At 63.2% G+C, this 22,866-nt stretch carries 22 protein-coding genes and 1 pseudogene; 12 read left to right on the plus strand and 11 right to left on the minus strand.

Translation table 11 applies throughout. The features are described from left to right. Nucleotides 1–976 (minus strand): NAD(P)/FAD-dependent oxidoreductase (locus ACLP2E_RS06035; RefSeq protein ID WP_442465423.1); only part of this gene is annotated, 976 nt, incomplete at its 3' end. Between the two features lie 176 nt (nt 977–1,152). On the opposite strand from ACLP2E_RS06035, the gene ACLP2E_RS06040 reads away from it, so the two are divergent. From ACLP2E_RS06040 to ACLP2E_RS06055, 4 genes are all read left to right on the plus strand, one after another. Beyond that, nucleotides 1,153–1,947 carry a DUF1295 domain-containing protein gene (locus tag ACLP2E_RS06040; RefSeq protein ID WP_442461695.1) on the plus strand — a complete coding sequence of 265 codons (795 nt, stop codon included), beginning with the start codon at nt 1,153–1,155 and terminating at the stop codon, nt 1,945–1,947. Between the two features lie 13 nt (nt 1,948–1,960). After that, nucleotides 1,961–3,001: an SAM-dependent methyltransferase gene (locus ACLP2E_RS06045; RefSeq protein WP_442461696.1), complete on the plus strand. Its 1,041-nt coding sequence runs from the start codon at nt 1,961–1,963 to the stop codon at nt 2,999–3,001. Nucleotides 3,002–3,153: 152 nt separating this feature from the next. Then, nucleotides 3,154–3,492: a P-II family nitrogen regulator gene (locus tag ACLP2E_RS06050; RefSeq protein WP_442461697.1), complete on the plus strand. Its 339-nt coding sequence runs from the start codon at nt 3,154–3,156 to the stop codon at nt 3,490–3,492. A gap of 41 nt (nt 3,493–3,533) precedes the next feature. Next, complete coding sequence (locus tag ACLP2E_RS06055) at nt 3,534–4,907, plus strand: ammonium transporter (RefSeq protein ID WP_442461698.1); 1,374 nt, start codon at nt 3,534–3,536, stop codon at nt 4,905–4,907. 62 nt (nt 4,908–4,969) lie between these two features. Here ACLP2E_RS06055 and ACLP2E_RS06060 read toward each other — a convergent pair. Continuing rightward, nucleotides 4,970–5,868 (minus strand): annotated as a pseudogene (locus tag ACLP2E_RS06060) (LysR substrate-binding domain-containing protein). Between the two features lie 113 nt (nt 5,869–5,981). Here ACLP2E_RS06060 and ACLP2E_RS06065 point away from each other — a divergent pair. Then, a complete protein-coding gene (locus ACLP2E_RS06065) occupies nt 5,982–6,977 on the plus strand; it encodes an aldo/keto reductase (RefSeq protein ID WP_442461699.1) in 996 nt (331 codons plus the stop codon). Nucleotides 6,978–7,069: 92 nt separating this feature from the next. Here ACLP2E_RS06065 and ACLP2E_RS06070 read toward each other — a convergent pair whose 3' ends face one another. From ACLP2E_RS06070 to ACLP2E_RS06080, 3 genes are all read right to left on the minus strand, one after another. Beyond that, a complete protein-coding gene (locus ACLP2E_RS06070; protein ID WP_442461700.1) occupies nt 7,070–7,339 on the minus strand; it encodes a hypothetical protein in 270 nt (89 codons plus the stop codon). A gap of 58 nt (nt 7,340–7,397) precedes the next feature. Further along, complete coding sequence (gene gyrB, locus ACLP2E_RS06075) at nt 7,398–9,839, minus strand: DNA topoisomerase (ATP-hydrolyzing) subunit B (RefSeq protein ID WP_442461715.1); 2,442 nt, start codon at nt 9,837–9,839, stop codon at nt 7,398–7,400. A gap of 217 nt (nt 9,840–10,056) precedes the next feature. Then, the gene (locus ACLP2E_RS06080) at nt 10,057–11,277 is read right to left on the minus strand and encodes an ABC transporter substrate-binding protein (protein ID WP_442461701.1); all 1,221 of its coding nucleotides are present in this window, start codon (nt 11,275–11,277) and stop codon (nt 10,057–10,059) included. 255 nt (nt 11,278–11,532) lie between these two features. Between ACLP2E_RS06080 and rsmI the strand changes: the two genes are divergently transcribed. The 3 genes from rsmI (at nt 11,533) to rpmF (ending at nt 13,188) form a co-directional block, all read left to right on the plus strand. Next, on the plus strand, nt 11,533–12,471 hold the full coding sequence (rsmI, locus tag ACLP2E_RS06085; protein WP_442461702.1) for a 16S rRNA (cytidine(1402)-2'-O)-methyltransferase: 939 nt from the start codon (nt 11,533–11,535) through the stop codon (nt 12,469–12,471). Further along, the gene (locus tag ACLP2E_RS06090) at nt 12,468–12,851 is read left to right on the plus strand and encodes a YraN family protein (RefSeq protein ID WP_442461703.1); all 384 of its coding nucleotides are present in this window, start codon (nt 12,468–12,470) and stop codon (nt 12,849–12,851) included. Before rsmI ends, ACLP2E_RS06090 begins: the two co-directional genes overlap by 4 nt. Nucleotides 12,852–12,999: 148 nt before the next feature. Beyond that, nucleotides 13,000–13,188 (plus strand): 50S ribosomal protein L32, encoded by a 189-nt coding sequence (rpmF, locus tag ACLP2E_RS06095; protein WP_442461704.1) that lies wholly within the window; start codon nt 13,000–13,002, stop codon nt 13,186–13,188. Nucleotides 13,189–13,274: 86 nt separating this feature from the next. Here rpmF and ACLP2E_RS06100 read toward each other — a convergent pair whose 3' ends face one another. The 3 genes from ACLP2E_RS06100 to ACLP2E_RS06110 all read right to left on the minus strand — a co-directional run bounded on the left by ACLP2E_RS06100 (nt 13,275) and on the right by ACLP2E_RS06110 (nt 16,527). Continuing rightward, nucleotides 13,275–14,294, minus strand: a complete 1,020-nt coding sequence (locus ACLP2E_RS06100; protein ID WP_442465424.1) for a restriction endonuclease — start codon at nt 14,292–14,294, stop codon at nt 13,275–13,277. Between the two features lie 227 nt (nt 14,295–14,521). Next, nucleotides 14,522–15,247, minus strand: coding sequence for an acetoacetyl-CoA reductase (phbB, locus tag ACLP2E_RS06105; RefSeq protein ID WP_442461706.1), 726 nt, complete (start codon nt 15,245–15,247; stop codon nt 14,522–14,524). A gap of 104 nt (nt 15,248–15,351) precedes the next feature. Further along, entirely contained in the window at nt 15,352–16,527 is a 1,176-nt protein-coding gene (locus ACLP2E_RS06110) for an acetyl-CoA C-acetyltransferase (protein ID WP_442461707.1), read from the minus strand. A gap of 301 nt (nt 16,528–16,828) precedes the next feature. Between ACLP2E_RS06110 and phaR the strand changes: the two genes are divergently transcribed. Both phaR and ACLP2E_RS06120 read left to right on the plus strand, forming a co-directional pair. Then, nucleotides 16,829–17,440: a polyhydroxyalkanoate synthesis repressor PhaR gene (phaR, locus tag ACLP2E_RS06115; protein ID WP_442461708.1), complete on the plus strand. Its 612-nt coding sequence runs from the start codon at nt 16,829–16,831 to the stop codon at nt 17,438–17,440. Between the two features lie 108 nt (nt 17,441–17,548). Further along, nucleotides 17,549–17,818 (plus strand): hypothetical protein, encoded by a 270-nt coding sequence (locus ACLP2E_RS06120; RefSeq protein ID WP_442465425.1) that lies wholly within the window; start codon nt 17,549–17,551, stop codon nt 17,816–17,818. Between the two features lie 19 nt (nt 17,819–17,837). Here ACLP2E_RS06120 and ACLP2E_RS06125 read toward each other — a convergent pair whose 3' ends face one another. Both ACLP2E_RS06125 and gloB read right to left on the minus strand, forming a co-directional pair. Beyond that, entirely contained in the window at nt 17,838–19,688 is a 1,851-nt protein-coding gene (locus ACLP2E_RS06125) for a putative bifunctional diguanylate cyclase/phosphodiesterase (RefSeq protein WP_442465426.1), read from the minus strand. 95 nt (nt 19,689–19,783) lie between these two features. Beyond that, nucleotides 19,784–20,554: a hydroxyacylglutathione hydrolase gene (gene gloB, locus ACLP2E_RS06130; protein WP_442461711.1), complete on the minus strand. Its 771-nt coding sequence runs from the start codon at nt 20,552–20,554 to the stop codon at nt 19,784–19,786. A 168-nt stretch (nt 20,555–20,722) separates the two neighbouring features. Between gloB and ACLP2E_RS06135 the strand changes: the two genes are divergently transcribed. Both ACLP2E_RS06135 and ACLP2E_RS06140 read left to right on the plus strand, forming a co-directional pair. After that, entirely contained in the window at nt 20,723–21,484 is a 762-nt protein-coding gene (locus tag ACLP2E_RS06135; protein WP_442461712.1) for a class I SAM-dependent methyltransferase, read from the plus strand. 19 nt (nt 21,485–21,503) lie between these two features. Continuing rightward, nucleotides 21,504–21,743: a hypothetical protein gene (locus ACLP2E_RS06140; RefSeq protein WP_442461713.1), complete on the plus strand. Its 240-nt coding sequence runs from the start codon at nt 21,504–21,506 to the stop codon at nt 21,741–21,743. Between the two features lie 29 nt (nt 21,744–21,772). Here ACLP2E_RS06140 and ACLP2E_RS06145 read toward each other — a convergent pair. Continuing rightward, nucleotides 21,773–22,866, minus strand: a 1,094-nt coding sequence (locus tag ACLP2E_RS06145) for a M23 family metallopeptidase (protein WP_442465427.1), incomplete at its 5' end; no start/stop codon positions are given.

Genomic DNA, 22,866 nt, shown 5'->3' on the forward strand with positions numbered 1-22,866 from the left:
GCCCGGAAGCGTCGTCGCGGTCTCCCAGATAGTTCCACGCGGCCCAGGCGGCGCGCCGACGCGGCATGAAGCTCGCGTCACGATGCAGCACGGCCTCGTTGCGGGCATAACGAAAGGCGCCGAGGATACGGCGCTCGTCGTCGCCCGGGTCGGCGAGCAGGGCGAGGGCCTGATCGGCGTGGGTCGCCAGCACGACATGGTCGAAGCGGCTTTTTTCGCCCCCAGCCTCCACGACCTCGACGCCCGCCGCGTCCCGGATGACAGCGACGACCGGCGTCGAAAGCCAGATGTTTTCACGAAACGGCTCTATCAGCTTTTCGACATAGGTCCGGCTTCCGCCGAGACAGGAGCGCCAGACCGGACGGTTCGTCAACCGCAACAGTCCGTGATTTTCGCAAAAGCGAATGAGACTGGCGGCTGGCTGGTCGCCGACTTTTTGCGCCGGCGTCGACCAGATCGCGGCCGCCATGGGATAGAGATGATCGCGGCGAAAAGCCTCGGTGTAATGGCGGGCGTCAAGATAGGCGCCAAGCGTCTGGGCGCCCATGAATGGCAGGTCGCGCGGCGCACGGCGATAGAAGCGGAGCAAATCGCCGAGCATTGCCCAGAAGCGCGGCTTTAGCACATTGCCCGGCTGGGCCAGCAGGCCGCGCAAGTCGCTGCCCGCATATTCATAGTCGCCCCGGTCGAGAGACACGGAAAATGTCATGTCCGCCGGCGCCGTTGGCGCGCCGATATGGGCGAAAAGCGCCGTCAGGTTGGGATAGGTCGCCTCGTTATAGACGATGAAGCCGGTGTCGACGGCGATTTTCCGCCCGTCTACCAAGGCGTCGACTGTGTGGATGTGGCCGCCGAGACGCGGCGCCGCTTCAAACAAGGTGATCTTGTGGCGCTGCGACAGCAGCCACGCGCAGGACAGGCCGGAGACGCCCGATCCGATAACGGCGATGTTTTTCCTGCCTTCGACATAGGACATCGGCCGCCCCCAACGATTTTTTCGCCTCGTGCTTGGCGATACGAATCGATCGCGCTGAGGGTTTCAATTCGGCGACGAAAACTTTTTTCGGGCGCCGCGAAACGGGAAGCTGCGCCGCCGCGTAAATCCCAGCATGCAGGCGCGGTCCTCGGGACCGCCGCAGCGACAGGGCGACCATGGAAATCGCGCATTTCGTCTTTCTCGCCGCGGGTCTTTCGCTCGCCATGACCCTGGCCTGGTGCGTCCAGCGCCGGACCGGATCGAGCGGCTGGATCGACGCCATCTGGTCTTTTTCGGTCGGGGGCTTCGGCGTCCTTTCGGCGTTCGCCCCGCCGCCTGCGCCGCAAGAAGGCCGCGCGCTGCTCGTCGCGTGCCTTGTCGGGCTCTGGGCTTTGCGACTGGGCTCGCACATTGCGTTGCGCAGTTCGCGCGGCGGCGAGGATCCCCGCTACGCGGATTTGGCGAAGCAATGGGGCGAGGCCTTTCCCCGCCGTCTGCTGCTGTTCCTGCAGGTCCAGGCCCTGGCCGCGCTGGTTCTGGTCGCGGCCTTGCGCCTGGCGGCGACCAATCCCGCGCCTTTTCCCGGTCCCGCCGATGTTTTGGCGCTAATCATCGCGTTGATCGCGGTCGCGGGCGAGAGTCTCGCAGATGCGCAGTTGCAACGCTTCCGAAGGCGCCAAAGCGACCGCAATAGCTTCTGCGAGAGCGGCCTTTGGCGCTGGTCGCGTCATCCCAATTATTTCTTTGAATGGCTGTTCTGGCTGGCCTGCCCGTTGCTGGCGATCGACCTGTCCGGCAATCACCCCTGCGGCTGGCTGGCGCTGGCCGCGCCCGCGCTGATGTACGTCCTGCTGGCGCATGTCTCGGGAGTTCCGCCGCTGGAGGCGCACATGCTGGCCTCGCGCGGAGAATCCTTTCGCGCCCTGCAACGGCGGGTCAACGCCTTCTTCCCCGGTCCACGTCACGAATGACAGGAGCCTCGCCATGAGACTTATCGAGCGCGCCATCGACATGGTCGAAAAGTCGCCGCTGCCCGACCGGCTGACGCTCGCTGGGGTGGATTTCCTGGCCGGGCGGACCCGGCGCGCGCTGGCCGCTCTGCCGCCCGATGCGGAAGATTCGTTTGTCGAGGACATGCGGAATTTTCCGGTCGCCGCTTTCGCAGACGCGGCCAATGCCCAGCATTATGAATTGCCGCCACGGTTCTTCGAGCTGATTCTCGGGCCTCGGCGCAAATATTCCTGTTGCCTTTATCCGCGGGCGACGACGACGCTGGCCGAGGCCGAAACCCTCGCCTTGCGCGAAACCGTCGAGCGCGCCGATCTGCATGACGGCCAGAGCATTCTGGAGTTGGGGTGCGGTTGGGGTTCGCTGACGCTCTACATGGCGGAGGCGTTTCCGGCGTCCCGGATCGTCGCCGTGTCGAACGCGCAAGCGCAGCGCCGGTTTATCGAGCGGGAATCAAGATGGCGCGGTCTGGCCAATGTGCAGGTCGTCACCGCCGACATGAACGATTTCTCTGTTCAACGGCAGTTCGACCGCATCGTCTCGGTCGAGATGTTCGAGCATATGTCGAACTGGGCCGCCCTGCTGGCTCGGGCAAGAAACTGGCTGGCCGACGACGGCAGGCTTTTCCTGCATGTTTTCACCCATCGCGCCCATTCCTATCGTTTCAATCACCGAAATCCCGCCGACTGGATCGCCCGTCATTTTTTCACCGGCGGGATCATGCCGGGCGCCGACCTGCCGCGGCGCTTTGCGCAAATCTTCACAGTGGAGGAACAATGGCGCTGGAGCGGGGAAAATTATCGCAGAACCAGCCTGGATTGGCTCGCCAATTTTTACAGGCGCGACGGGGAAATCGACGCCTTGATGCACCAGGTTTATGGCGCGGACGCCGCGCTGTGGAAACGACGCTGGCGGCTGTTCTTCCTCGCCACGGCGGGATTGTTCGGCCACGCCGGCGGCGCCGAGTGGGGCGTCGGCCATTATCGGCTGGCGCCGGCGGAAAAGGCTGAGGCATGAGGAGTCCGCGCTAATGATTAAATTAAAGGCAACAGTGTTTTATTTGCGATCAGCTCATAAAACAGGCGAACCATTTTAATGGGCGATTGTTAACGGAACAGCGCCATAGCTTATAAAAGCGCAAGCTTTGCTTCCATAACGGGAGCAGTTCCATGAAACTCGTAATCGCCATCGTCAAACCGTTCAAGGTCGATCCGATCCAGACCGCGCTGTCCGAAATGGGCGTTGTGGGCATGACCGTCAGCGAAGCGCAGGGCTACGGACGACAGAAGGGCCACAAGGAAATCTATCGCGGCGCGGAATACGTCATCAAGACGATTCCGAAAATGAAGATCGAAGTCGCCATTCCGGCAGATCGACTTGACGCGGTCGTCGAGGCGATCATGCGCATAGCGCGCACGGGAGAAGTCGGCGACGGAAAGATTTTTGTTCTGGACATCGAGCGCGTCTATCGCATCCGCACCGGCGAGACCGACCAGGCGGCGCTCTGACGCCTGGAACGTCAGATTAAAGAAACTTGATGGGGCCCGTCATGCTTCGCTCCCGCGCGATTTTTTCTGCGTCGCTTGTCGGACTGCTGTTCCTGGCCGCGCCGCTGTTTGTCGATCCGGCCATGGCGCAAACGGCGTCCCCACCCGCCTGCGACGCCAAAACCCTGACCGAATGCACGCCCAATTCCGGCGACACGGCGTGGATGCTCACGTCGATGGCGCTGGTCCTGATGATGACCGTGCCGGGGCTCGGCCTGTTCTATGGCGGCCTGGTCCGGAAAAAAAACGTCGGCGACACCGTGATGACCAGTTTCGCCATCACCTGTCTCATCACCGTGCTGTTCACGGTCCTGACCTACAGCCTGGCCTTTCGCGCGGGAACTCCATTCATCGGCGGTCTGGACCGCGCTTTTCTGCAGGGCATTCTCAGCGATGCCGCCAAAGGCGTCGGCAACCCCAATCCGCTTGCGCCAACCATTCCCGAAAGCGTCTATATCTGCTTCCAGATGACTTTCGCCATCATCACGCCGGCTCTCATCGCCGGCGCCTTCGCCGAGCGGATGAAATTTTCCGCCATGATGTGCTTCATTGGCCTGTGGGCGATTTTCGTCTATGCGCCGGTCGCCCATTGGGTCTGGGGTCCGGACGGCTTTCTCAACAGCGCCAACGACGCCGCCACTGTGAAGGTTCTGGATTTCGCCGGCGGCACGGTCGTGCACGTCAACTCCGGCGTAGCCGGCCTGATGTGCGCGCTGATGCTAGGCCCCCGCAACGATCCCGGGCCGGCGCATAACGTCGTGCTGACTTTCATCGGCGCTTCGTTGCTGTGGGTCGGCTGGTTCGGCTTCAACGCGGGATCGGCGACCAGCGCCGGCATGCAGGCGGGCATGGCCATGGCTGTGACGCAGATCGCCACCGCCGCCGCGGCCCTGGCCTGGATGTTCGCCGAATGGATCTTCAATCGCAAGCCGACGCTGGTCGGCATCTGCTCGGGCGCGGTGGCGGGCCTGGTCGCGATCACCCCGGCTTCGGGCTTCGTCGGCCCCGCGGGGGCGCTCGTCATCGGCGCCGTCGCGAGTATTCTGTGCTATGCGGCGGTGACTCAACTCAAGCCCGCGCTGGGCTATGACGACGCGCTGGACTGCTTCGGCATCCATGGCGTCGGCGGCGCGACGGGGGCGCTGCTCACCGGCGTCTTCGCCATCGCCGAATACGGCGGCACGCCCGGCCTGATCCAGGGCAATGCGCACCAAGTGGTCAATCAACTCATCGGGGTCGCCATCGTCGTCGCCTACGACGCCATCGTCTCGCTGATTATCCTCAAACTGGTCGACGCCACGATCGGCCTGCGCGTAAAACCGGACGAGGAGATCGAGGGCCTCGACATCGCGCTGCATCGCGAGACCGTGCAATAGCAAATGAATTCGTCAGCCCCCTCACGCCGTGAGATTGGCGACGTTCACCACCGCGCGGGGGCTCAGCCCTCTCGGTAGCGCAGGGCGTCGAGCAGCAGGGCGAAGGCCGGCGCCGGCTGCCGGCGGCTGGGGTAGTAAAGGTGATAGCCCGGGAACGGCGGACACCAGTCGGCGAGCACACGAACGAGCCGCCCGTCGGCGATGTGGCCCAGAACCTGGTCGTCGGGCAGGTAAGCCAGGCCGAATCCGGCCAGAACGGCGTTCAGCCTCATGTCGAGGTTATTCAACACCAGTTGTCCCTCGACCCGCACCTTAAGCTCGCGTCCGCCCTGCTCGAACTCCCAGGCATAGATTCCGCCATAAGTCGGCAGGCGAAGATTGATGCAGGCATGGTGGTCAGGTCCTGCGGCGTTCGCGGAAGTTTTCGGGCCGCGAAATAGGACGGCGAGCCGACGACGGCCATACGCAGGTCCGGGCCGATGCGAATGGCGACCATGTCCTTCGCCACCTGTTCGCCGAGGCGAATGCCGGCGTCACAGCGTTCGGCGACGATGTCGGTCAGGCCGTTGTCGACGACGATCTCCACATTGATGTCGGGATAGTCGCGCGACAGCGTTGCGACAGCGGGCCAAAGGATCGTCCTGGCCGCGTGTTCGGCGGCGGTGATGCGAAGCGAGCCAGCCGGCTTGTCGCGAAGCTCGGTCAACGCCGCCAATTCCGCGTCGATTTCAGCGAACCGCGGCCCGAGTGTTCGCAGCAGCCGTTCTCCCGCTTCGGTCGGCGCGACGCTACGGGTGGTCCGGGTCAGCAGCCGCAGCCCGAGCCGCTCTTCAAGGCCACGAACCTTGTGGCTGAGCGCCGATTGCGAAACGCCAAGCTGCGCGGCGGCTCTGGTGAAGCTGCGTTCCCGCGCGACAGTGAGGAAGGCGATGAGGTCATTAAGGTTCGCGGGGCCATTCATGAATTATACTCATAAGTTCATGCATATTGTAGCGCCTAATCAAGCGCCCTCGAAGTCGCTAAATTCAGTGCTGCCGGCAACGGCCCCCAACTGAATTTCAAGGGATTTAGATCATGCAGAAACGAAGACTTGGAAGCAGCGGCCTTGAAATCTCGGCGATCGGCCTCGGATGCATGGGCATGAGCTTTTCCTATGGGCCGCCTCACGACAAGCGGGAGATGATCGCGCTGATCCGCGCCGCGGTCGAAAAGGGCGTCACCTTCTTCGACACCGCCGAGGTCTACGGCCCCTACACGAACGAGGATCTCGTCGGCGAAGCGCTCGAGCCTTTTCGCAGCAAGGTCGTGATCGCGACCAAGTTCGGGTTCAATCTCGATCCGACCGGAGCGCGGCCTTGGGCTGGCCTGAACAGTCGGCCAGAGCACATCAAGCAGGTCGCCGAAGCCTCGCTGAAACGGCTAAGGACGGACGTCATCGACCTATTCTATCAACACCGCGTCGATCCGCATGTGCCGATCGAGGACGTCGCCGGGGCGGTCAAGGAACTGATTCAGCAGGGCAAGGTCAAGCATTTCGGCCTGTCGGAGGCCGGCGCGCAGACCATACGTCGCGCCCACGCGGTCCAGCCGGTCACGGCGCTGCAGAGCGAATATTCGCTGTGGTGGCGGCGTCCCGAGGAGGGAGTCCTCGCGACGCTCGAAGAGCTTGGCATCGGGCTCGTTCCTTACAGCCCTCTCGGCAAGGGCTTTTTGACCGGCGCGATGGACGACAAGACCCGGTTCGGCAGCGACGACTTCCGTGGCAAAATTCCGCGTTTCCAGCCGGAGGCGCTCAAGGCCAACCAGGCGCTGGTCGATCTGCTCGCCGGGGTCGCGGCGCGGAAAAAGGCGACGCCGGCCCAGATCGCGCTCGCGTGGCTGCTGGCGCAAAAACCGTGGATCGTGCCGATCCCCGGCACGACAAAACTTCATCGCCTCGAAGAGAACATCGGCGCGGCGGCCGTCGAGCTGACGCCAGACGACCTGCGCGACATCGAGGCCGCCGCGTCGAAGATCAAGGTGCAGGGCGATCGTTATCCCGAAGCTCTGGAGAAGATGACAGGGCTTTGACGCGGCCGTCAATCCGCGCACGCTCAACAGCCTGCACTGTCACGGCGAACTGAAAAGGGCGGAAACGGCGGCGCGAGAAACCGAAAGCTTGGCTAAAGGCCGCCGTAAAACCTGCCAAAAGCGTGGGCCAACATGACGGCCATGAGCAAAGCTCCGGCTCCCGCGACCAAAACGTGCCCGGTGCGGCGCAATTCATAGGTTCCGACCCGGCAAAGCAGCAAATAGGCAAAGACGATATTCAACGCGCCCCAAAGCACGTTGACCGTGGCCGACGAGAGGCCCTCGCCCGGCGGCGTAGCGAAGGGGCTTTGGAAAGGATGCCCGGTCACTCCGCTGACGAAATGGGGGATGGCGTTGACCAAAAAGGCTCCGCCAAAAAAATATGAGATGTAATGATACCAGCGCATGGCGTGGATGCCCTCACACGTCGAGATTGGCGACGTTCAGCGCGTTGTCCTGGATGAATTCGCGGCGGGGTTCGACCACGTCGCCCATCAGTTTGACAAACAGGTCTTCCGCCTCGTCGCCTTCCTTGATCTTCACTTGAAGAAGCGAGCGCGCGTTGCGGTCGAGCGTCGTCTCCCACAATTGTTCCGGGTTCATCTCGCCCAGACCTTTGTAGCGTTGCTGCGACACGCCCTTGCCGCCGGCGGCGAGGATGGCTTCGAGCAGGTTGGTGGGGCCGGCGATCTGGCTTTCGTCGCCCCGGCGCACCAGCAGCGCCGGCGTCGCGTAGGACTGGCGCAGATTGGCGGCCCGCTCGTCGAGACGGCGCGCCTCGGCCGAGGCGAGCAGGCCGGCGTCGAGGATCAGCGCCTGCCTGACGCCGCGTTTTGTGCGCACCAGCACATAGCCGCCATTTTCCGCCCGTCCTTCCCAACCGCGCTCGGTCTCGTCGGCCAGAGCGTCCAGCCGCGCCGCGATTTCCTGCGCGCGGGAAGCTGCGTCCTCTTCGCTCAACGCGGTCAGCGGCTTCAGCGCCCCGGCGATGGCCGCCTGCTCGACCGCCGTGCGGTCGTAGCGGTTGTGCAATTGCCCCAAGACGTTGCGCACCAGCCGAGCCTCGTCGACCAGGGCGCGCAGATCGCCCCCGGCGCGCTCCTCGCCCGAGGCCAGGCGCAAAATCGCGCCTTCGACGCCATTGGTGGAGAGATAGTCGTCCATCGCCTTTTCGTCCTTGAGATATTGCTCGGACGAGCCGCGCTTCACCTTGAACAGCGGCGGCTGGGCGATATAGAGGCAGCCCATGTCGATCAGCGGCCGCATCTGGCGATAGAAGAAGGTCAGCAAAAGCGTACGGATATGCGAGCCGTCGACGTCGGCGTCGGTCATCACGATGATCTTGTGATAACGCAGCTTTTCCAGCTTGAATTCGTCATGGCCGATGCCGGTGCCGAGCGCCGTGATCAAAGTGCCGATCTGCTCGCTCGACAGCATCTTGTCGAAACGCGCGCGCTCGACATTGAGGATTTTTCCGCGCAACGGCAGCACCGCCTGATATTCGCGGGCGCGGCCCTGCTTGGCCGAGCCGCCCGCCGAATCGCCTTCGACGATGAATAATTCCGCCTTGGCGGGGTCGCGCTCCTGGCAATCGGCAAGTTTTCCGGGAAGGTTGGCGACGTCCAGCGCCCCCTTGCGCCGGGTCAGGTCGCGCGCCTTGCGCGCGGCCTCTCTTGCGGAAGCCGCCTCGACCACCTTGCCGACCACGGTCTTGGCCTCGCTGGGATGTTCCTCCAGCCATTGGCTCAGGGCCTCGTTGACGACGCCCTCGACCACCGGCCGGACTTCCGAGGACACCAGCTTGTCCTTGGTCTGGGAAGAGAATTTCGGATCGGGCACTTTCACCGACACCACGGCGGTCAGGCCCTCGCGGCAATCGTCGCCGGTCAGGTCGACCTTTTCCTTCTTCGCCAGACCGGAGCTTTCGGCATAGCCGTTGACCTGCCGGGTCAGCGCGCTACGGAAACCGGCGAGATGGGTGCCGCCGTCGCGCTGCGGGATGTTGTTGGTGAAGACCAGCACGTTCTCGTGATAGGAATCGTTCCACCACAAGGCCACTTCGACGGTGATGCCGTCGCGCTCGCCGCGCACCATCACCGGCTTTGCCAGCAGCGGCGATTTGGCGCGGTCGAGATAGCGCGCGAAAGCCTCCAGGCCGCCTTCGTAATAAAGGTCCTCGGTTTTGATCTCGGCGTGGCGCGCGTCGGTGAGGATGATATGGACGCCGGAATTGAGAAAGGCCAGTTCGCGCAGACGATGTTCGATGGTCGCGTAATCGAATTCGACCTGGGTAAAAGTCTCGGTGCTCGGCAGGAAGGTGACGGAGGTGCCGCGTTTGGGCTTGCCGTCGACCAGCGGCGCCTTGCCGACCACTTTTAGCGGCGCCACGACGTCGCCATGGCTGAAATGAACTTCGTGCTCCAGCCCGTCGCGCCAGATGCGCAGGTCGAGCGTCGAGGACAGGGCGTTGACCACGGAGACGCCGACGCCGTGCAGGCCGCCGGAAACCTTGTAGGAATTCTGGTCGAATTTGCCGCCGGCATGGAGCTGGGTCATGATGACCTCGGCCGCCGAAACCCCTTCTTCCGGGTGCAGGCCGGTGGGGATGCCGCGCCCGTTGTCGGTGACGGTGACGGTGCCATCGGCGTTGAGCGTGACCGTGACCAGATCGGCGTGGCCGGCCAGGGCCTCGTCGATGGCGTTGTCCACCACCTCGTAAATCATATGGTGCAGGCCCGAGCCGTCGTCGGTGTCGCCGATATACATGCCCGGACGCTTACGCACCGCATCCAGCCCGCGCAAAACCTTGATCGATTCGGCGCCGTAGTCGTCAGTCTGCGGCGTCGGGGCGGAATCGTTCATGGAGGTCAATGAGTAAATCCTTCGGACGGGTGCGCCGGCCAGCAGCGGGACGCGATTGGCATCCCGCGTTTTTTGGAGCGTCCGAGGAGGATGGGTTTCGATTGAAACTCATCCTCGCTCGGAATTGATTCGGGACCGTCATAATAGCGGCAAATCAGGCGAAACGACGGGGAGAAAAGCCGCTTTTCGCATGCCTGACCGCTGGTGTCGCGTCTTTTCAGGCGCCGGAGAGCGAACGCGGCGCGGGACTGACGACAATGGTGGAGCCGTTGTTGATTTGCAGCACGGACAGGCCGCGCTCATTGGAGCCGTCCGGCCTGAAGCGGAACACCCCGTCGGCGCCGCTGAAACCGGTCGGATTGGTCAGGACTTCATCGCTGTAGCGTCGCGGCCCTTGCGTGCGCGCCAGCGCCGCCGCCAGCGACACGGAATCATAGGCCAGAGTGGCGACGCGGGTCGGGTCCGAGTTGAATTTGGCGTGATAGCGCTGGGAAAAGGCGATGAAACCGGCGTTTTCCGGCGCGGCGAACCAGGCGCCTTGCAGCGCCGGCAGGTTCAACACCCGCGAATCGTTCCACAGGCCGGTGCCGAGAATTTGCACCTTGCGGGACTCCAGTCCGTTGGCGCTCAGGGCCTTGGCCACATCTGGCATGGCGGCGGCCTGTTCGGGAATGAACAGGCAGTCGATCTGGCCGCCGAGCGCCGCGATATGGCCGGCGGCGGCGGCGACGCCTCCGGGCTTGTAGCGCTCGATCAGCGCCACCCGCATGTCGCGCTTCGCCGCCGCCTGCTGCAAGGCGCCGGTCGCGACATTGGCGTAGTCGTTCTCCGGGGCCAGAATGGCGACGGATTTCTTGCCCTTGCTGGCGGCGAATTCGACGATGCGATCGGCGTAGTTCTCGACCAGGAAGGACAGGAGATAGACGTTGCGCGCCGCCGTCGACAGATCGGTCGAATAGGCGATGACCGGCTTGCCCGCGGCGCGCGCCACTTCCGCCGCGGCGCGGACGTCGCCGGCGAAAAGCGGTCCAAGCACCAGTTCCGCGCCCTCCGCCAGCGCCGCCTGGGTCGCGGCCTTGGCGCCTTCCGGCGTCGATTGGTCGTCCTTGACCAGAAGCGTGATATCGGCGGAGCCGGATTCGCTTATGGCCAATTCCGCCGCATTGCGCAGCGACAGGCCAATCTGGCTTTGACCGCCCCCTTGCGTCAGCGGCAGGATCAGCGCGACCTTGACCGGGCCGGAGCCGATCGTCCCGACGCCCTGCGGCGGTTCGGACTGCGCGGGCGTGGTCGGCGGGGAGAGAGACTCATGCGGCGCGGGGCCGAAGCCCGTCGAGCAGGCGGACAAAGCGGCAAGACCGGCGCAGAATGCGGCGGGCCGGAGCGTGCGGCGCAGAGCGCCGGCAAAATCGGCGCGAGATGGAAAATGAATGCGCAATTGTTTCTCCGCGCTTTCGCTCGGCCGCCCTGGGACGCCAACCTGTTGACGCTTCTGGTGGCGCGGCTTGACAGGGCCGCGCCACCATGTCTTACGGCATTGGCGGCGCTTCTGGCAACATGAAGCGCCGGACAATGAGCTAGACCATGAGAACGAGGACGGAAGTTTCGCGCGCGGCGCAATAACTTGCCGCATTCGCCCGGTCGTTCTATATATCGAACGAATTTTTGTTTTAACGAACCAGAGGCGCGAATCATGGCGCATTCCGAGCCGCATCCGCCCGCCAGCCCTGCCAATTCTCCGCCGCCTTCTTTTGTCGCTTTCGGCCTGCGCGCCGAGGCGGAGCCTATCGCTCCGGGCCTGCATGTGGTGGCGACGCCGATCGGCAACCTGCGCGACATCACCTTGCGCGCGCTCGCGACTTTGGCGGCGGCGGACGCCGTCATCGCCGAGGATACGCGGGTCAGCCGCAATCTGCTGGCTCATTACGGCATAGCGACGCCGCTCGTCGCCTACCACGAGCATAATGCCGCCGCCATGCGGCCGGTTCTGATCGCCAGGCTGCGCAAGGGCGACAAACTCGCCCTGATATCCGACGCGGGCACGCCTCTGGTCTCCGATCCCGGCTTCAAGCTCGTGGCGGAGGCTTTATCGGCGAATATCCCCGTCACCTCCGCGCCCGGTCCTTCCGCCGTGCTGGCGGCGCTGGTGGTGGCGGGCTTGCCGACCGACCGGTTCTTTTTTGAAGGATTTCTTCCGGCGAAAAGCGGCGCGCGGCGCGCCCGCATCGCCGAACTCGCCGCCATCCCCGGCACCCTGGTGCTGTTCGAATCGCCGCGTCGGCTCGCTGAAACCCTGAACGATCTGGCCGCCGTGCTGGGCTCGCGGCAGGCGGCGGTGGCGCGCGAATTGACCAAGCATTTCGAATCGGTGCGGCGCGGCGCACTCGACGAACTCGCCGCCGATTACGAGCGCGACGGGCCGCCCAAGGGCGAAATCGTGCTGCTGGTCGCGCCGCCGGGCGAGGACGCGCCGGCGCTCGACGGCCCGGCGCTCGACGACAAAATCCGCACGGCGCTGGAGAGGTTCTCGCTCAAGGACGCCGCCAGCGTCGTCGCCGCCGAGACGGGCCAGCCGCGCCGAAAAGTTTATGCCCGCGCGCTCGAACTTTGCGCCGGGACCAAGGCCGAATGAGCCGCAGATTTGCCTCATCTCGCCAGAAAGCCCGCGTGTTCGGCCTCCATGCCGAAAACCTGGCGGCGATCTGGCTAAGGTTGAAATTTTACCGGATCGTCGCCCGTAACTTTGTCGCTTCCGGAGGAGAGATCGACCTGATCGCCAAGCGCGGGCGACTGATCGTCTTTGTCGAAGTCAAGGCGCGGCCGACCCTCGATCAGGCGCAATTCGCCATAAGCGCGACCAAGGGGGCGCGGATCTCGCGCGCCGCCCGCTGCTGGCTGGCGGCCAATCGTTGGGCTGTCGGCGGCTCCTTTCGCGGCGACGCCGTATTTATCGCGCCGTGGCGGTGGCCGCGCCACGTCGAAGCGGCGGTGCCGCTGGATTTGTTCGCTTGAAATAGACGAACCTGGGCCAAGGCCATTTTTTCGCCCACGGCTCTGGCCTTTTCGCGCTTTTGCCTGTAAGAGACGCGCTCTTGAATTTCCCCGCTCGCCCCAGCAGCCTTTTACGGTCCGGCGCAGCGGCTGGACCGGAGTTGATGAAATGGCTGTTCCTAAAAGAAAAACTTCGCCGATGAAGCGCGGCTTCCGCCGCTCGGCCGATGCTCTCGCCGCCCCGTCCTATGTCGAGGACAAGGATTCGGGAGAACTGCGCCGTCCCCACCATGTCGATCTCAAGACCGGCATGTATAACGGCCGCCAGATCCTGACGATCAAGTCCAAGGAAGACTGAGCGCGGCTGCGATTGGTTTTGCTTCGAGGCCGGGGTTTCCCGGCCTTTTTCTTTGGCGGAATTCGTGGCGCTCGCGCCAAGAGCGTTCAATTGTCCTGTGAAATATCCGGCACCAGCATCCGCCGCAGCGGGATCTGCTTGCGGAATTTCAGATCGAGGCCGTCGTAATATTTCTCGATCAGGCTGACGAATTCGATTCCGTCGACCAGTTTCAGATTGCCTTTGGCGCCGGCGAAATTTTTCGCGGCGGCGGTGTAGCCGCCGGTGGTGATGAAAATACCGACATCGCGTTCGTGAATCATGGCGTAGAAGGCCTTGACCAGATCGGCGCCGACATTGGCTTCATGCGCCTTGACCTGGATTTTCAGGATTGGCGGCTCGATGCCGAGTTCGTCGCGATGGGCGGTGACGTCGATGCCGTCGTCGTGCATCGCGCGCGTCGCATGGGCGTTGTAGCCCATGGCGCGGAAAAGGTCGGCGACGAAAGGCTCCAGCGGAAAACCCTTCAGATCGGTCTTGATCTTTTTCGAGATGAAATCCTTGGTGGTTTCGGCAATGTCGCGGGCGACGCGCGCCTGGGTGTCGTCCTCGCCCAGGGCGGCGAATTTATAGAAGCGGGAGCCGGCGGGCGGCTCGAACCGGCGGATGAATTCAGCGGCGAAATTGCGCACTTCGAACAGCGCGAGCGTCGAGCCCAGTTCATAAAGCGCGCCTTGCGAAAAGGCGTCGCGGCTCAACGAATTCAGCCAGCGCACGCCTCTGCGGTGCGGGAAGTCGGGATTATGCGCCCGGTCGTAGAGGTAAGGGGTGGCGATTTCGCCCCATAGCAGGGTTCGGTCAATCTTGCGTGGATAGATGACCCGGTCGCCGGTCTTCATCTCATGGACGAAACGGAACAATTGTCCCGCCAGGATCGGGATCGAAGCGGGCTTGATCTCGGCGCCGCGGCCATGAAAGGCGTCCTTGAAGGCGGCGCGCTGTGCCGGCAGTGTGCTGACATCGCGATCCACTTCGTGAAATCCGACCGCGATCTGCTCGTTTTCGATGAACAGCGGGTCGGCCTCGCTATCGCCGCCTGCCCGGACCGCCCAGACTCGAAAACTCATGTGTCGCCTGCCATAAAAAAACGGTCGGGTTTCCCCGACCGCGATGACGACTGAAGCCTTTTTGTTCCGAGAAACTCGCAACGCCGGCTTCAATTTTTGGTTCAGAAGCCGCTGCGACGGCTCCCCGCCCCCAGGGAAACTCAGGCTTAAAGCCAACCCCTTATCAGGCCGTGAAGATTTTTTGCCGCCGCAAGGTTTCAGTTTGCGGCGGGGGCAAAAACCTTGGGTTAGATCATGTATTGGCCGCCATTGGCGGAAATGGTCGAGCCGGTGATGAATGCGGCTTCGTCGGCGATGAGGAAGAGCACGGCGCGGGCGATTTCTTCCGGTTCGCCGAGACGGCCGACCGGGATGTGCGGCAGGATCGCCTTTTCGATCACGGCCGGATCGATCGCCTTGACCATTTCGGTGGCGATATAGCCCGGGCAGATGGCGTTGACGGTAATCCCGGCCTTGGCGCCTTCCTGCGCCAGAGCCTTGACGAAGCCAATGTCGCCGGACTTGGCCGCCGAATAATTGACCTGGCCCATCTGGCCCTTCTGGCCATTGACCGAGGAAATGCAGACGACGCGGCCGAATTTACGGGCGCGCATGCCTTCCCAGACCGGGCGGGTCATGTTGAACAGGGAGTTCAGATTGGTGTTGATGACCGCGTACCATTGTTCCTTGGTCATCTTGTGGAACATGCCGTCCTTGGTGATGCCGGCGTTGTTGACCAGAACCTCCACCGGGCCGAGGTCGGCCTCGACCTTGGCGAGGCCGGCGACGCAGGCGTCATAGTCCGACACGTCCCATTTGTAGACGCTGATGCCGGTCTCGGCGTTGAAGGCCTTGGCGGCCTCGTCATTGCCGGCATAGCTGGCCGCGACCTTGTAGCCGGCGCCCTTCAGGGCCTTGGAAATAGCGGCGCCAATGCCGCGCGTGCCGCCGGTGACGACTGCCACTCTTGTCATGTTTCCACCGATTTAGTTGAGCCGCGCATTTTATTGTCGCGGCGTTGGGTTGGGGACGAAAACGCGCCGGCGGCGAATGCAACCGGCGCGAGAAGACGTTAGGTTCAGCGTTCCACGGTCAGGGCGATGCCCATGCCGCCGCCGATGCACAGGGTGGCGAGACCCTTCTTGGCGTCGCGCTTCTGCATTTCGTGCAGCAGGGTGACGAGAACGCGCGCGCCGGAAGCGCCGATCGGATGGCCGATGGCGATGGCGCCGCCATTGACGTTGACCTTCGACGTATCCCAGCCAAGTTCGCGGTTGACCGAAATGGCCTGGGCGGCGAAAGCCTCGTTGGCCTCGATCAGGTCGAGATCCTGGACTTTCCAGCCGGCCTTTTCGAGAGCTTTGCGCGAGGCGGGAATTGGGCCGGTGCCCATGATCGCCGGATCGACGCCGGCCGTCGCCCAGGAGGCGATGCGGGCGAGCGGCGTCAGGCCGCGCTGGGCGGCCGCGGCCGCGGTCATCAGCACCAGGGCGCAGCCGCCATCGTTGATGCCGGAGGCGTTGCCGGCAGTCACCGTGCCGTCCTTGCTGAAGGCGGGGCGCAGCTTGGCCAGTTGATCGTACGTCACGCCATCGCGGATGAATTCGTCGGTGTCGATCACGACGTCGCCCTTGCGGGTCGAAATCGTATAGGGGACGATCTCGTCCTTGAACTTGCCGGCCTTCTTCGCGGACTCGGCCTTGTTCTGCGAGGCGGTGGCGAACTGGTCCTGTTCTTCGCGGGTGATCTGGAATTTGGTGGCGATGTTTTCCGCCGTCGTGCCCATGTGATAGCCGTGGAAGGCGTCGGTGAGGCCGTCGCGCAGCATGGAATCGAGCATTTTCAACTCGCCCATCTTGACGCCATTGCGCAGGAAGGCGACGTGCGGCGCGAGCGTCATGTTTTCGATGCCGCCGGCGACGATGACATTGGCGTCGCCATTGGCGATCTGCTGCATGCCGAGCGCGACCGAGCGCAGGCCCGAGCCACAAAGCTGGTTGAGGCCCCAGGCGGTCTTTTCCTGGGGAATGCCGGCCTTGATCGCGGCCTGACGGGCCGGGTTCTGGCCCTGATTGGCGGAGAGAACCTGGCCGAGGATAACCTCGTCCACTTCCGAAGCTTCGACTTTGGCGCGCTCCAGCGCAGCCTTGATCGCGGCGGCGCCCAGATCAAAGGCTTCGACGCTGGCGAAAACTCCGTTGAAGGAGCCAACCGCGGTACGCGCGGCGGAAACGATCACGACATCGGTCGACATGAAAAAACCCTCCATAAGGCCGCCCGCCAAAAAGGCGAGCCTAAAATCGGCTGGCGACTTGGCGGCTAGTTTGACCATTTTGGCGCCCGCGCGGTCAAGGCGCCTGACGACGCAATTTATTCTCTTTTGGTTGTAGAGCCTTTGCCTGATATGAAGTATTGATGGAGGCGGCTTTGCTTTGGCGCAAGCGAGGGCAGGGTCGATCCGGGATCGCGGGCTTCCGCCCGGCATTCCATTGGGAGGGTGGCTGTGGCGCCAGAACCAAACGGGGATGGCGCCGTGGCCGGGCATGGGACTGGCAATGACCAACGAAAAACAACCCGTCACGATCAAGAAATATGCCAACCGGCGTCTCTATAATACGGGCGCCAGCGCCTATGTGACGTTGGAAGACCTCGCCGAAATGGTAAAGGTGGGCGAAGACTTCGTCGTCTATGACGCCAAGAGCGGCGAAGAAATAACCCGTTCGGTGCTGGCGCAGATCATTTTCGAACAGGAAGGAAAAACCGGCCAGAATCTGTTGCCGATCCGCTTCCTGCGACAATTGATCCGCTTTTATGGCGACAGCATGCAGATGCTGGTCCCGAGCTATCTCGAATTCTCCATCGAGAGGCTGACCAGCGACAGCCAGAAATTCCGCGAACAGTTCGAGGCGGCGGTGAGCGCCAATCCGCTGGCCAATCCTCTGGCTAATCCCCTGGCCGTTCCGACCCGGCAGATGTTCCAGTCGATGGAAGAGCAGGCGAGGAAAAACATGGCCATGTTCCGCGAGGCCCTGGACCTGTTTTCGCCTTTCAGCGGGCAGGCGGGGGACGTGGGAAAAAACGCGCAAGCCAGCCATGAGCTGACGGAAATGCGCGCCCAACTCGCCGAAATGCAAAAACGCATCGACAGCCTGGTGAAAAAGGATTGATTTTTTTCTTGCGTCGGGAAGACACCCGTTCCCTGAAGTCAGTCCAAAACGAGAGCCCGATCCGCTTCGATATCGGGTCGGAAATGGCTTCCGGCGAAGGAATAACCGATGAATGTCTATCGTCTGGACCCGATCGATCCGGGGCATCCCTCCTGGCAATATTCGATTGAAAAGGACACGCTCTGGACTCGTGCGCCGACGCCCGGGGAAGCGCGCGGTCTGGTCGCCTCCAGGACCGGGTTCGCCGCCTTTGCCAGTATCGGCGCCGTATCCCCCTGGCAGAACGAAGCGGTCACGTCCTGCACAATGGAGCCGACCATGAACTACCCGAACCCCGGCGAGGTGATTCGGGAGGACGGCAGCCTGGTTCAGGATTAAGGGCGCCAATCGGCGGTCGTCACGCCACCGTGGCCGCGCCAAAAAAATCGCCCTGAAGATATTCCACGCCCCAGTCGCGCAGTATTTGCGCCGTTTCCGCGTCCTCCACCCATTCCGCGACCACCTGCAAGCCGAGATGGTGGGCCAGACCCACCAGGGTGCGCACGAAAAAGCGGTCGTCGACCGAAGCGACAAGGTTTTGCACGAAGGCGCCGTCGATCTTGACCAGGTCGAAATCGAAGCGACGGAGATTTTTGAACGATGTATAGCCGGCGCCGAAATCGTCCATGGCGACCCTGGCGCCGAATTGCTTGATCAGGGCGATAGCGCTCGTGGTGGCCTCGATATCTTCCATGGCGCAGGTTTCGGTGAATTCAATGGTCAGGCGGCGTGCGACTTCGGAATCGGCGCCCAGAAACTCGCGCAGACGCGTAAAAAAATCGGGATCCTGCAAAGTCGGACCCGAAATATTCACCGCCAGACGCATGGCCGGCTGTTCGACCAATTTTTTCAGGGCAAGTTCAAGCACACGCTTGTCGATCCTCTGGATCAGACCGGTTTTTTCGGCCGTGGGAAGCAGGGCGGCGGGTGGAACGAGCGCGCCGTCTGGCCGGCGCAACCGCATCAGCGCCTCGTATAAGGCGAGAGCGCCGCTGGCCGCATGAACCAGCGGCTGCAGGGCGATCACGATGCGATCGTCCTCGAGCGCCGCAACAATTTCGTTCGATATCTGCAATGCGCGCAACCGTCCGTCCTCGCGCGCCAGCGAGGGTTCATAGGCGACGAAGCGCGGCGCGTTCGGTAGACGCGCCTGATCGAGTGCCTCTTCGGCGTGCTGGAACACTAAATGCGGGGGCCGGCCGTGGCGCGGCGCGACGACGCCGCCGACACGCAGCGATATGGGCGTCGGGCCGGCGCTGGTGTCGAAGGGCGTCGCGCCGACGACTTCGATCAAACGCTCCGCGGCGGCGATCATTTCCCTTCTATCGCAATTTTCCAGCACCACGGCGAATTTGCCGCCGGCATAGCGCGCGACGAGATCGCGTTCGCGGCAATGGGCGCGCAAGCGTTTGGCCAGGCCCGCGATCGTCTGATCGGCCAAGTCGTAACCATGGGTCCGATTCAGCGCGGACAGATTTTCCACCCCGAGCAGAAGCGCGGCGAAGGGCTGCTTGGTTTTGGCGGATTGGGCATAGAAATGGGCGGTTTGCTCGAGCAGGGCGGCGCGGTTCAGCGCGCCGCTCAGCGAATCGAAACGGGACTCGCAGGCGAGCTGACGCTCAAGCCTGTATCGATCTGTAATGACCCGGACCAGCCCATGAGCGCGCGCCGGGCAGCCGTCGGGGCCGGCGAACCAGCGGCCGGTGTCCTCGATCCATACGGTGGCTTCGCGCGCGCCATCGGGCGGGACGAGGCCGTAACGGATCTGAAAGGGCGCTCCCGCGCCTTCGTCAACCGAGGCGGCGCGGGCGATCGCCTGGTAGCGCGAGCTTTCGCTGTCGTGCGACAGCCATTCAGCATAGCGGCGCCCAGTGCAAATCGCATCCATATTGGCGACGCCGAGCACGCGGGCGGCGTTCGGGCCCCATGAAATGCGGTCCGAATGGAGATCCCAGTCGTAGACCGTTTCGCCGATGGAATCGAGAATCTTGCGCGGATCGGGCGCCGCTGTTTCTTCGCCCGCCATCGCAATGGCCGTCGATTTGGCGGCGACAGCGGCGGGGATGGGCTCCGGCGCCGTCGTCAGCGGCGGTTGGGGCGGAAGGCTGCTTTGGGGTTCGGTTCGTCTTGCGGACCGCCCGCCGCCGGCTCCCGCCTGCGTTGCGGCGCCGGTTTTCAACGCGCGGGAAGCGAAATAGCGAAGTTGCACGAGGCGGTTCCGGGAGGAGTCATTCGTCGGACAATGGGAGCGTCGCGTTAATTCAAAGTGTAGAGGCCGCGTCGTCCCTGCCGACCCTTTGAAGTTTAGAAATTGTTCTTGCGCTCCCGCAGCACGGTGAAAACCTCGACCGGATCGGCAAGCTCCATGCCCAGGCTTTTCTGCAGGTCCGGATTGGCGGCGCGCAGGAAAGGGTTGGTTTCGAGTTCGAGGGCGATCGATGTCGGCAAAGTGAAGGCGCCTTTCGCCCTGAGACCGTCGACCTCGGCGGCGCGCTCGACCAGCAGCGGATTTTCGGGCTCGACGGTCAGCGCGAAGCGGGCGTTGGCCTGGGTATATTCGTGACCGCAATAGACCAGCGTTTCGCCGGGCAGATTGGCCAGCCGCATCAGCGTCTCGTGCATCATTGGCATGGTGCCTTCCATCACCCGGCCGCAGCCCAGCGAAAAGAGCGTGTCGCCAACGACAACGACATTTTCGGCTTCGAAATAATAGGCCAGATGCCCGAGCGTATGACCGGGCGTCTCAAAAACTTGCGCGTCGCCTTGACCGAGTCGCGCCAAATCCCCTTCGCTGACGGCTTGGTCCAGCGGCGGCAGGCGATGCGCGTCTTTTCGCGCGCCGACGATTTTCGCTTCCGGAAAATGCGCCTTGAGTTCCTCGACAGCCCCGATGTGGTCGAAATGGTGATGAGTCAGCCAGATATCGGTGAGGGTCCAGCCTTTCTCCGCCAAGGCGGCGAGAATCGGCCCGGCTTCGGGGGCGTCCAGCGAAGCTGTCGCTCCGCTGCCGGAATCATGGGCCAGAACGCCGAAATTATCGGACAGGCACTGGAACTGGTGAAACTCGATCGCCATGCGCTGCTCCCCGCAACCCGTTCGATGCCGCCGCCGATCCTAGTCTACCAAGGAAGGAAGAGGAAACCGGTTTTTGCCCCGTATTATTCCCGAAAAGGACGCGCCGACGTTTAAAAACTGGCGAACGCGCCCCTTGCCCTTTACCGAGATTTGTGGCGATCCTGCCTCATGGCGCTTGATGTCACCGATTTGCGGAGTTTCTACGCCTCGCCACTTGGCGAGACCTCGCGCCGACTCGTCGGCGCCATTTTGACCGGGCGATGGGACTCCGTCGCCGGCCTGTCGATCGTCGGACTAGGCTACGCCACTCCCTATCTCGATTTGTTCGCGGGTCAGCCGCTGCGGCTGCTGGCGATGATGCCCGCCGAGCAGGGCGTGGTGAACTGGCCAGCTTCCGGCGCGTCGGCCTCCGCCCTGATCGACGATTCCATGCTGCCGCTGCCCGATTCCTGCGTCGACCGGGTTCTGCTCGCCCATGCGCTGGAGACGGCCGAACACCCCCGCGAACTTCTCGCCGAGATCTGGCGCGTGTTGACGCCTGGCGGTCGCCTGATTGTTGTCGCGCCCAATCGATCAGGCTTATGGGCGCGGCTCGACACCACCCCTTTCGGCCATGGCCGTCCTTATTCGCGCGGCCAATTGCTTGACCTGATGCGCGAAACGCTGTTTTCGCCGATCTATTGGAGCGAGGCGCTTTATACGCCGCCGCTCGAACGCGCAATGATGCTGCGCCTCGCGCCGGTGATCGAAAACATCAGCGGCAGATTGTCCTTGCCGGGCGCTGGCGTCATCGTGGTCGAGGCGACCAAGCAGCTCTATCGCCTGGTCGGCGTCAGGCGGACGCGCCGCACCCTGCCGGAACTGGCCCCCGCCCTGAACCCGGTGCTCACGCCAAGGCCGTTCGGCTCCGCGCCGCTTCAAGAAGTCTGATTGGCCAAACGGAAAAAGCATGCGCAGGTCCCTGATCGCCCGGAAGTCCCTGATCGCTATCGTGGCTTCGCTGTGGCCCTGCTTGATCAACTTCGCCGCGGCCGCCGATCATTTCGCGGGTCGATGCATAGGCCCGCTGGCCGATCTGGAGACCCAATATCTAGCCGCGCTGAAGGCGGTGCAGCCCTGTCGGATTGAAGGCGCGACGCTCTCGCTGCTCTACGGGGCAGGCGCCCGGTCGTCATTCTCGCGCAAATAAAGTAAAGGGGCGAAAGCCTGACCTTTGCCTTATGGGCCGGCGACCCGTGTCGCGTTGGGCGCCTTGGCCATCAGGCCGTCGATCCGGTCGCGCTCGCGCTTGAAGTCGAGCAGCGTCTTGCCGTCGAACTGCCGGGTGCGCGCCAGTTTTACGCGCATGGGATCGACGTAATGGCCATTGACGATCACTTCGTAATGAAGGTGCGGCCCGGTCGAAAGACCGCTCGAGCCCAGATAGCCAACGATCTGGCCCTGGTTGATATGTAGGCCCTCCCTGATCCCGCGGCCAAAACCGGACATGTGGTTATAGGTCGTCACATAGCCGTTGTTATGCTCGATCTCGACCCGCCTGCCATAGCCGGAGGTCCATCCGGCCTTGGTGACGACGCCATTGCCGGCGGCGACGATCGGGGTGCCGACGGGCGCCGCCCAGTCCACGCCATTATGCGGGCGGGTGTAATGCAGGATGGGATGGTAGCGCATGCCGAAGCCGCCGCGGAACTCGCCGTTGGCGATGGGCTTGCGCAGCAGGAATTTGCGTGTCGAGCGGCCCAGGGGATCGAAATAATCGACACCCAGGTCGTCCGGCGACTGGAAACGATAATATTTGAAGGTTTCACCGCGCGTGGTGATCGAGGCGTAAAGCAGATCCACGCGCCCTCCGTCGGTCTCGTCGCCGTTGTCGAAAAAGGCGTCGATGGAATCCCCCGGAGAGACCCCCCGTTGGAAATCAACGTCATTACCGAAAGTGCGCACCATCTGGTCGATGATCGGGCGCGGAATATCCTGTTTCAACGCCGTTTCATACAGAGAGTTGTACAGGCGCATCCCTCCGGAATCCTCGTCGTTTTCGTCGGAGTTCTCATCGTCGGAAGGCTTTTTGACCTTCCTCTCGACAGCTGGAGCATGCTCAAGCAGAAGATAGCGACCGTCATCGGCCAGGGCGACGGCCGCCAGAAGGTTTTCTCCTTCATAGACCGCGAGACGGGCAAGCTGAAGCGTGTCGCCGACCTCGGCTTCGGAGAACGACAATTTTACGCGGCGTCCTTCGGTGACCGGGTTGCCGCCGCGATTGTTGCGAAACGCCGCCGTGATCGCCGCGGCGACATCCTTGCCGACATTGG

It is taken from the genome of Rhodoblastus sp. (assembly GCF_052145335.1).
In the GTDB taxonomy this organism is placed as follows: Bacteria; Pseudomonadota; Alphaproteobacteria; order Rhizobiales; family Beijerinckiaceae; genus Rhodoblastus.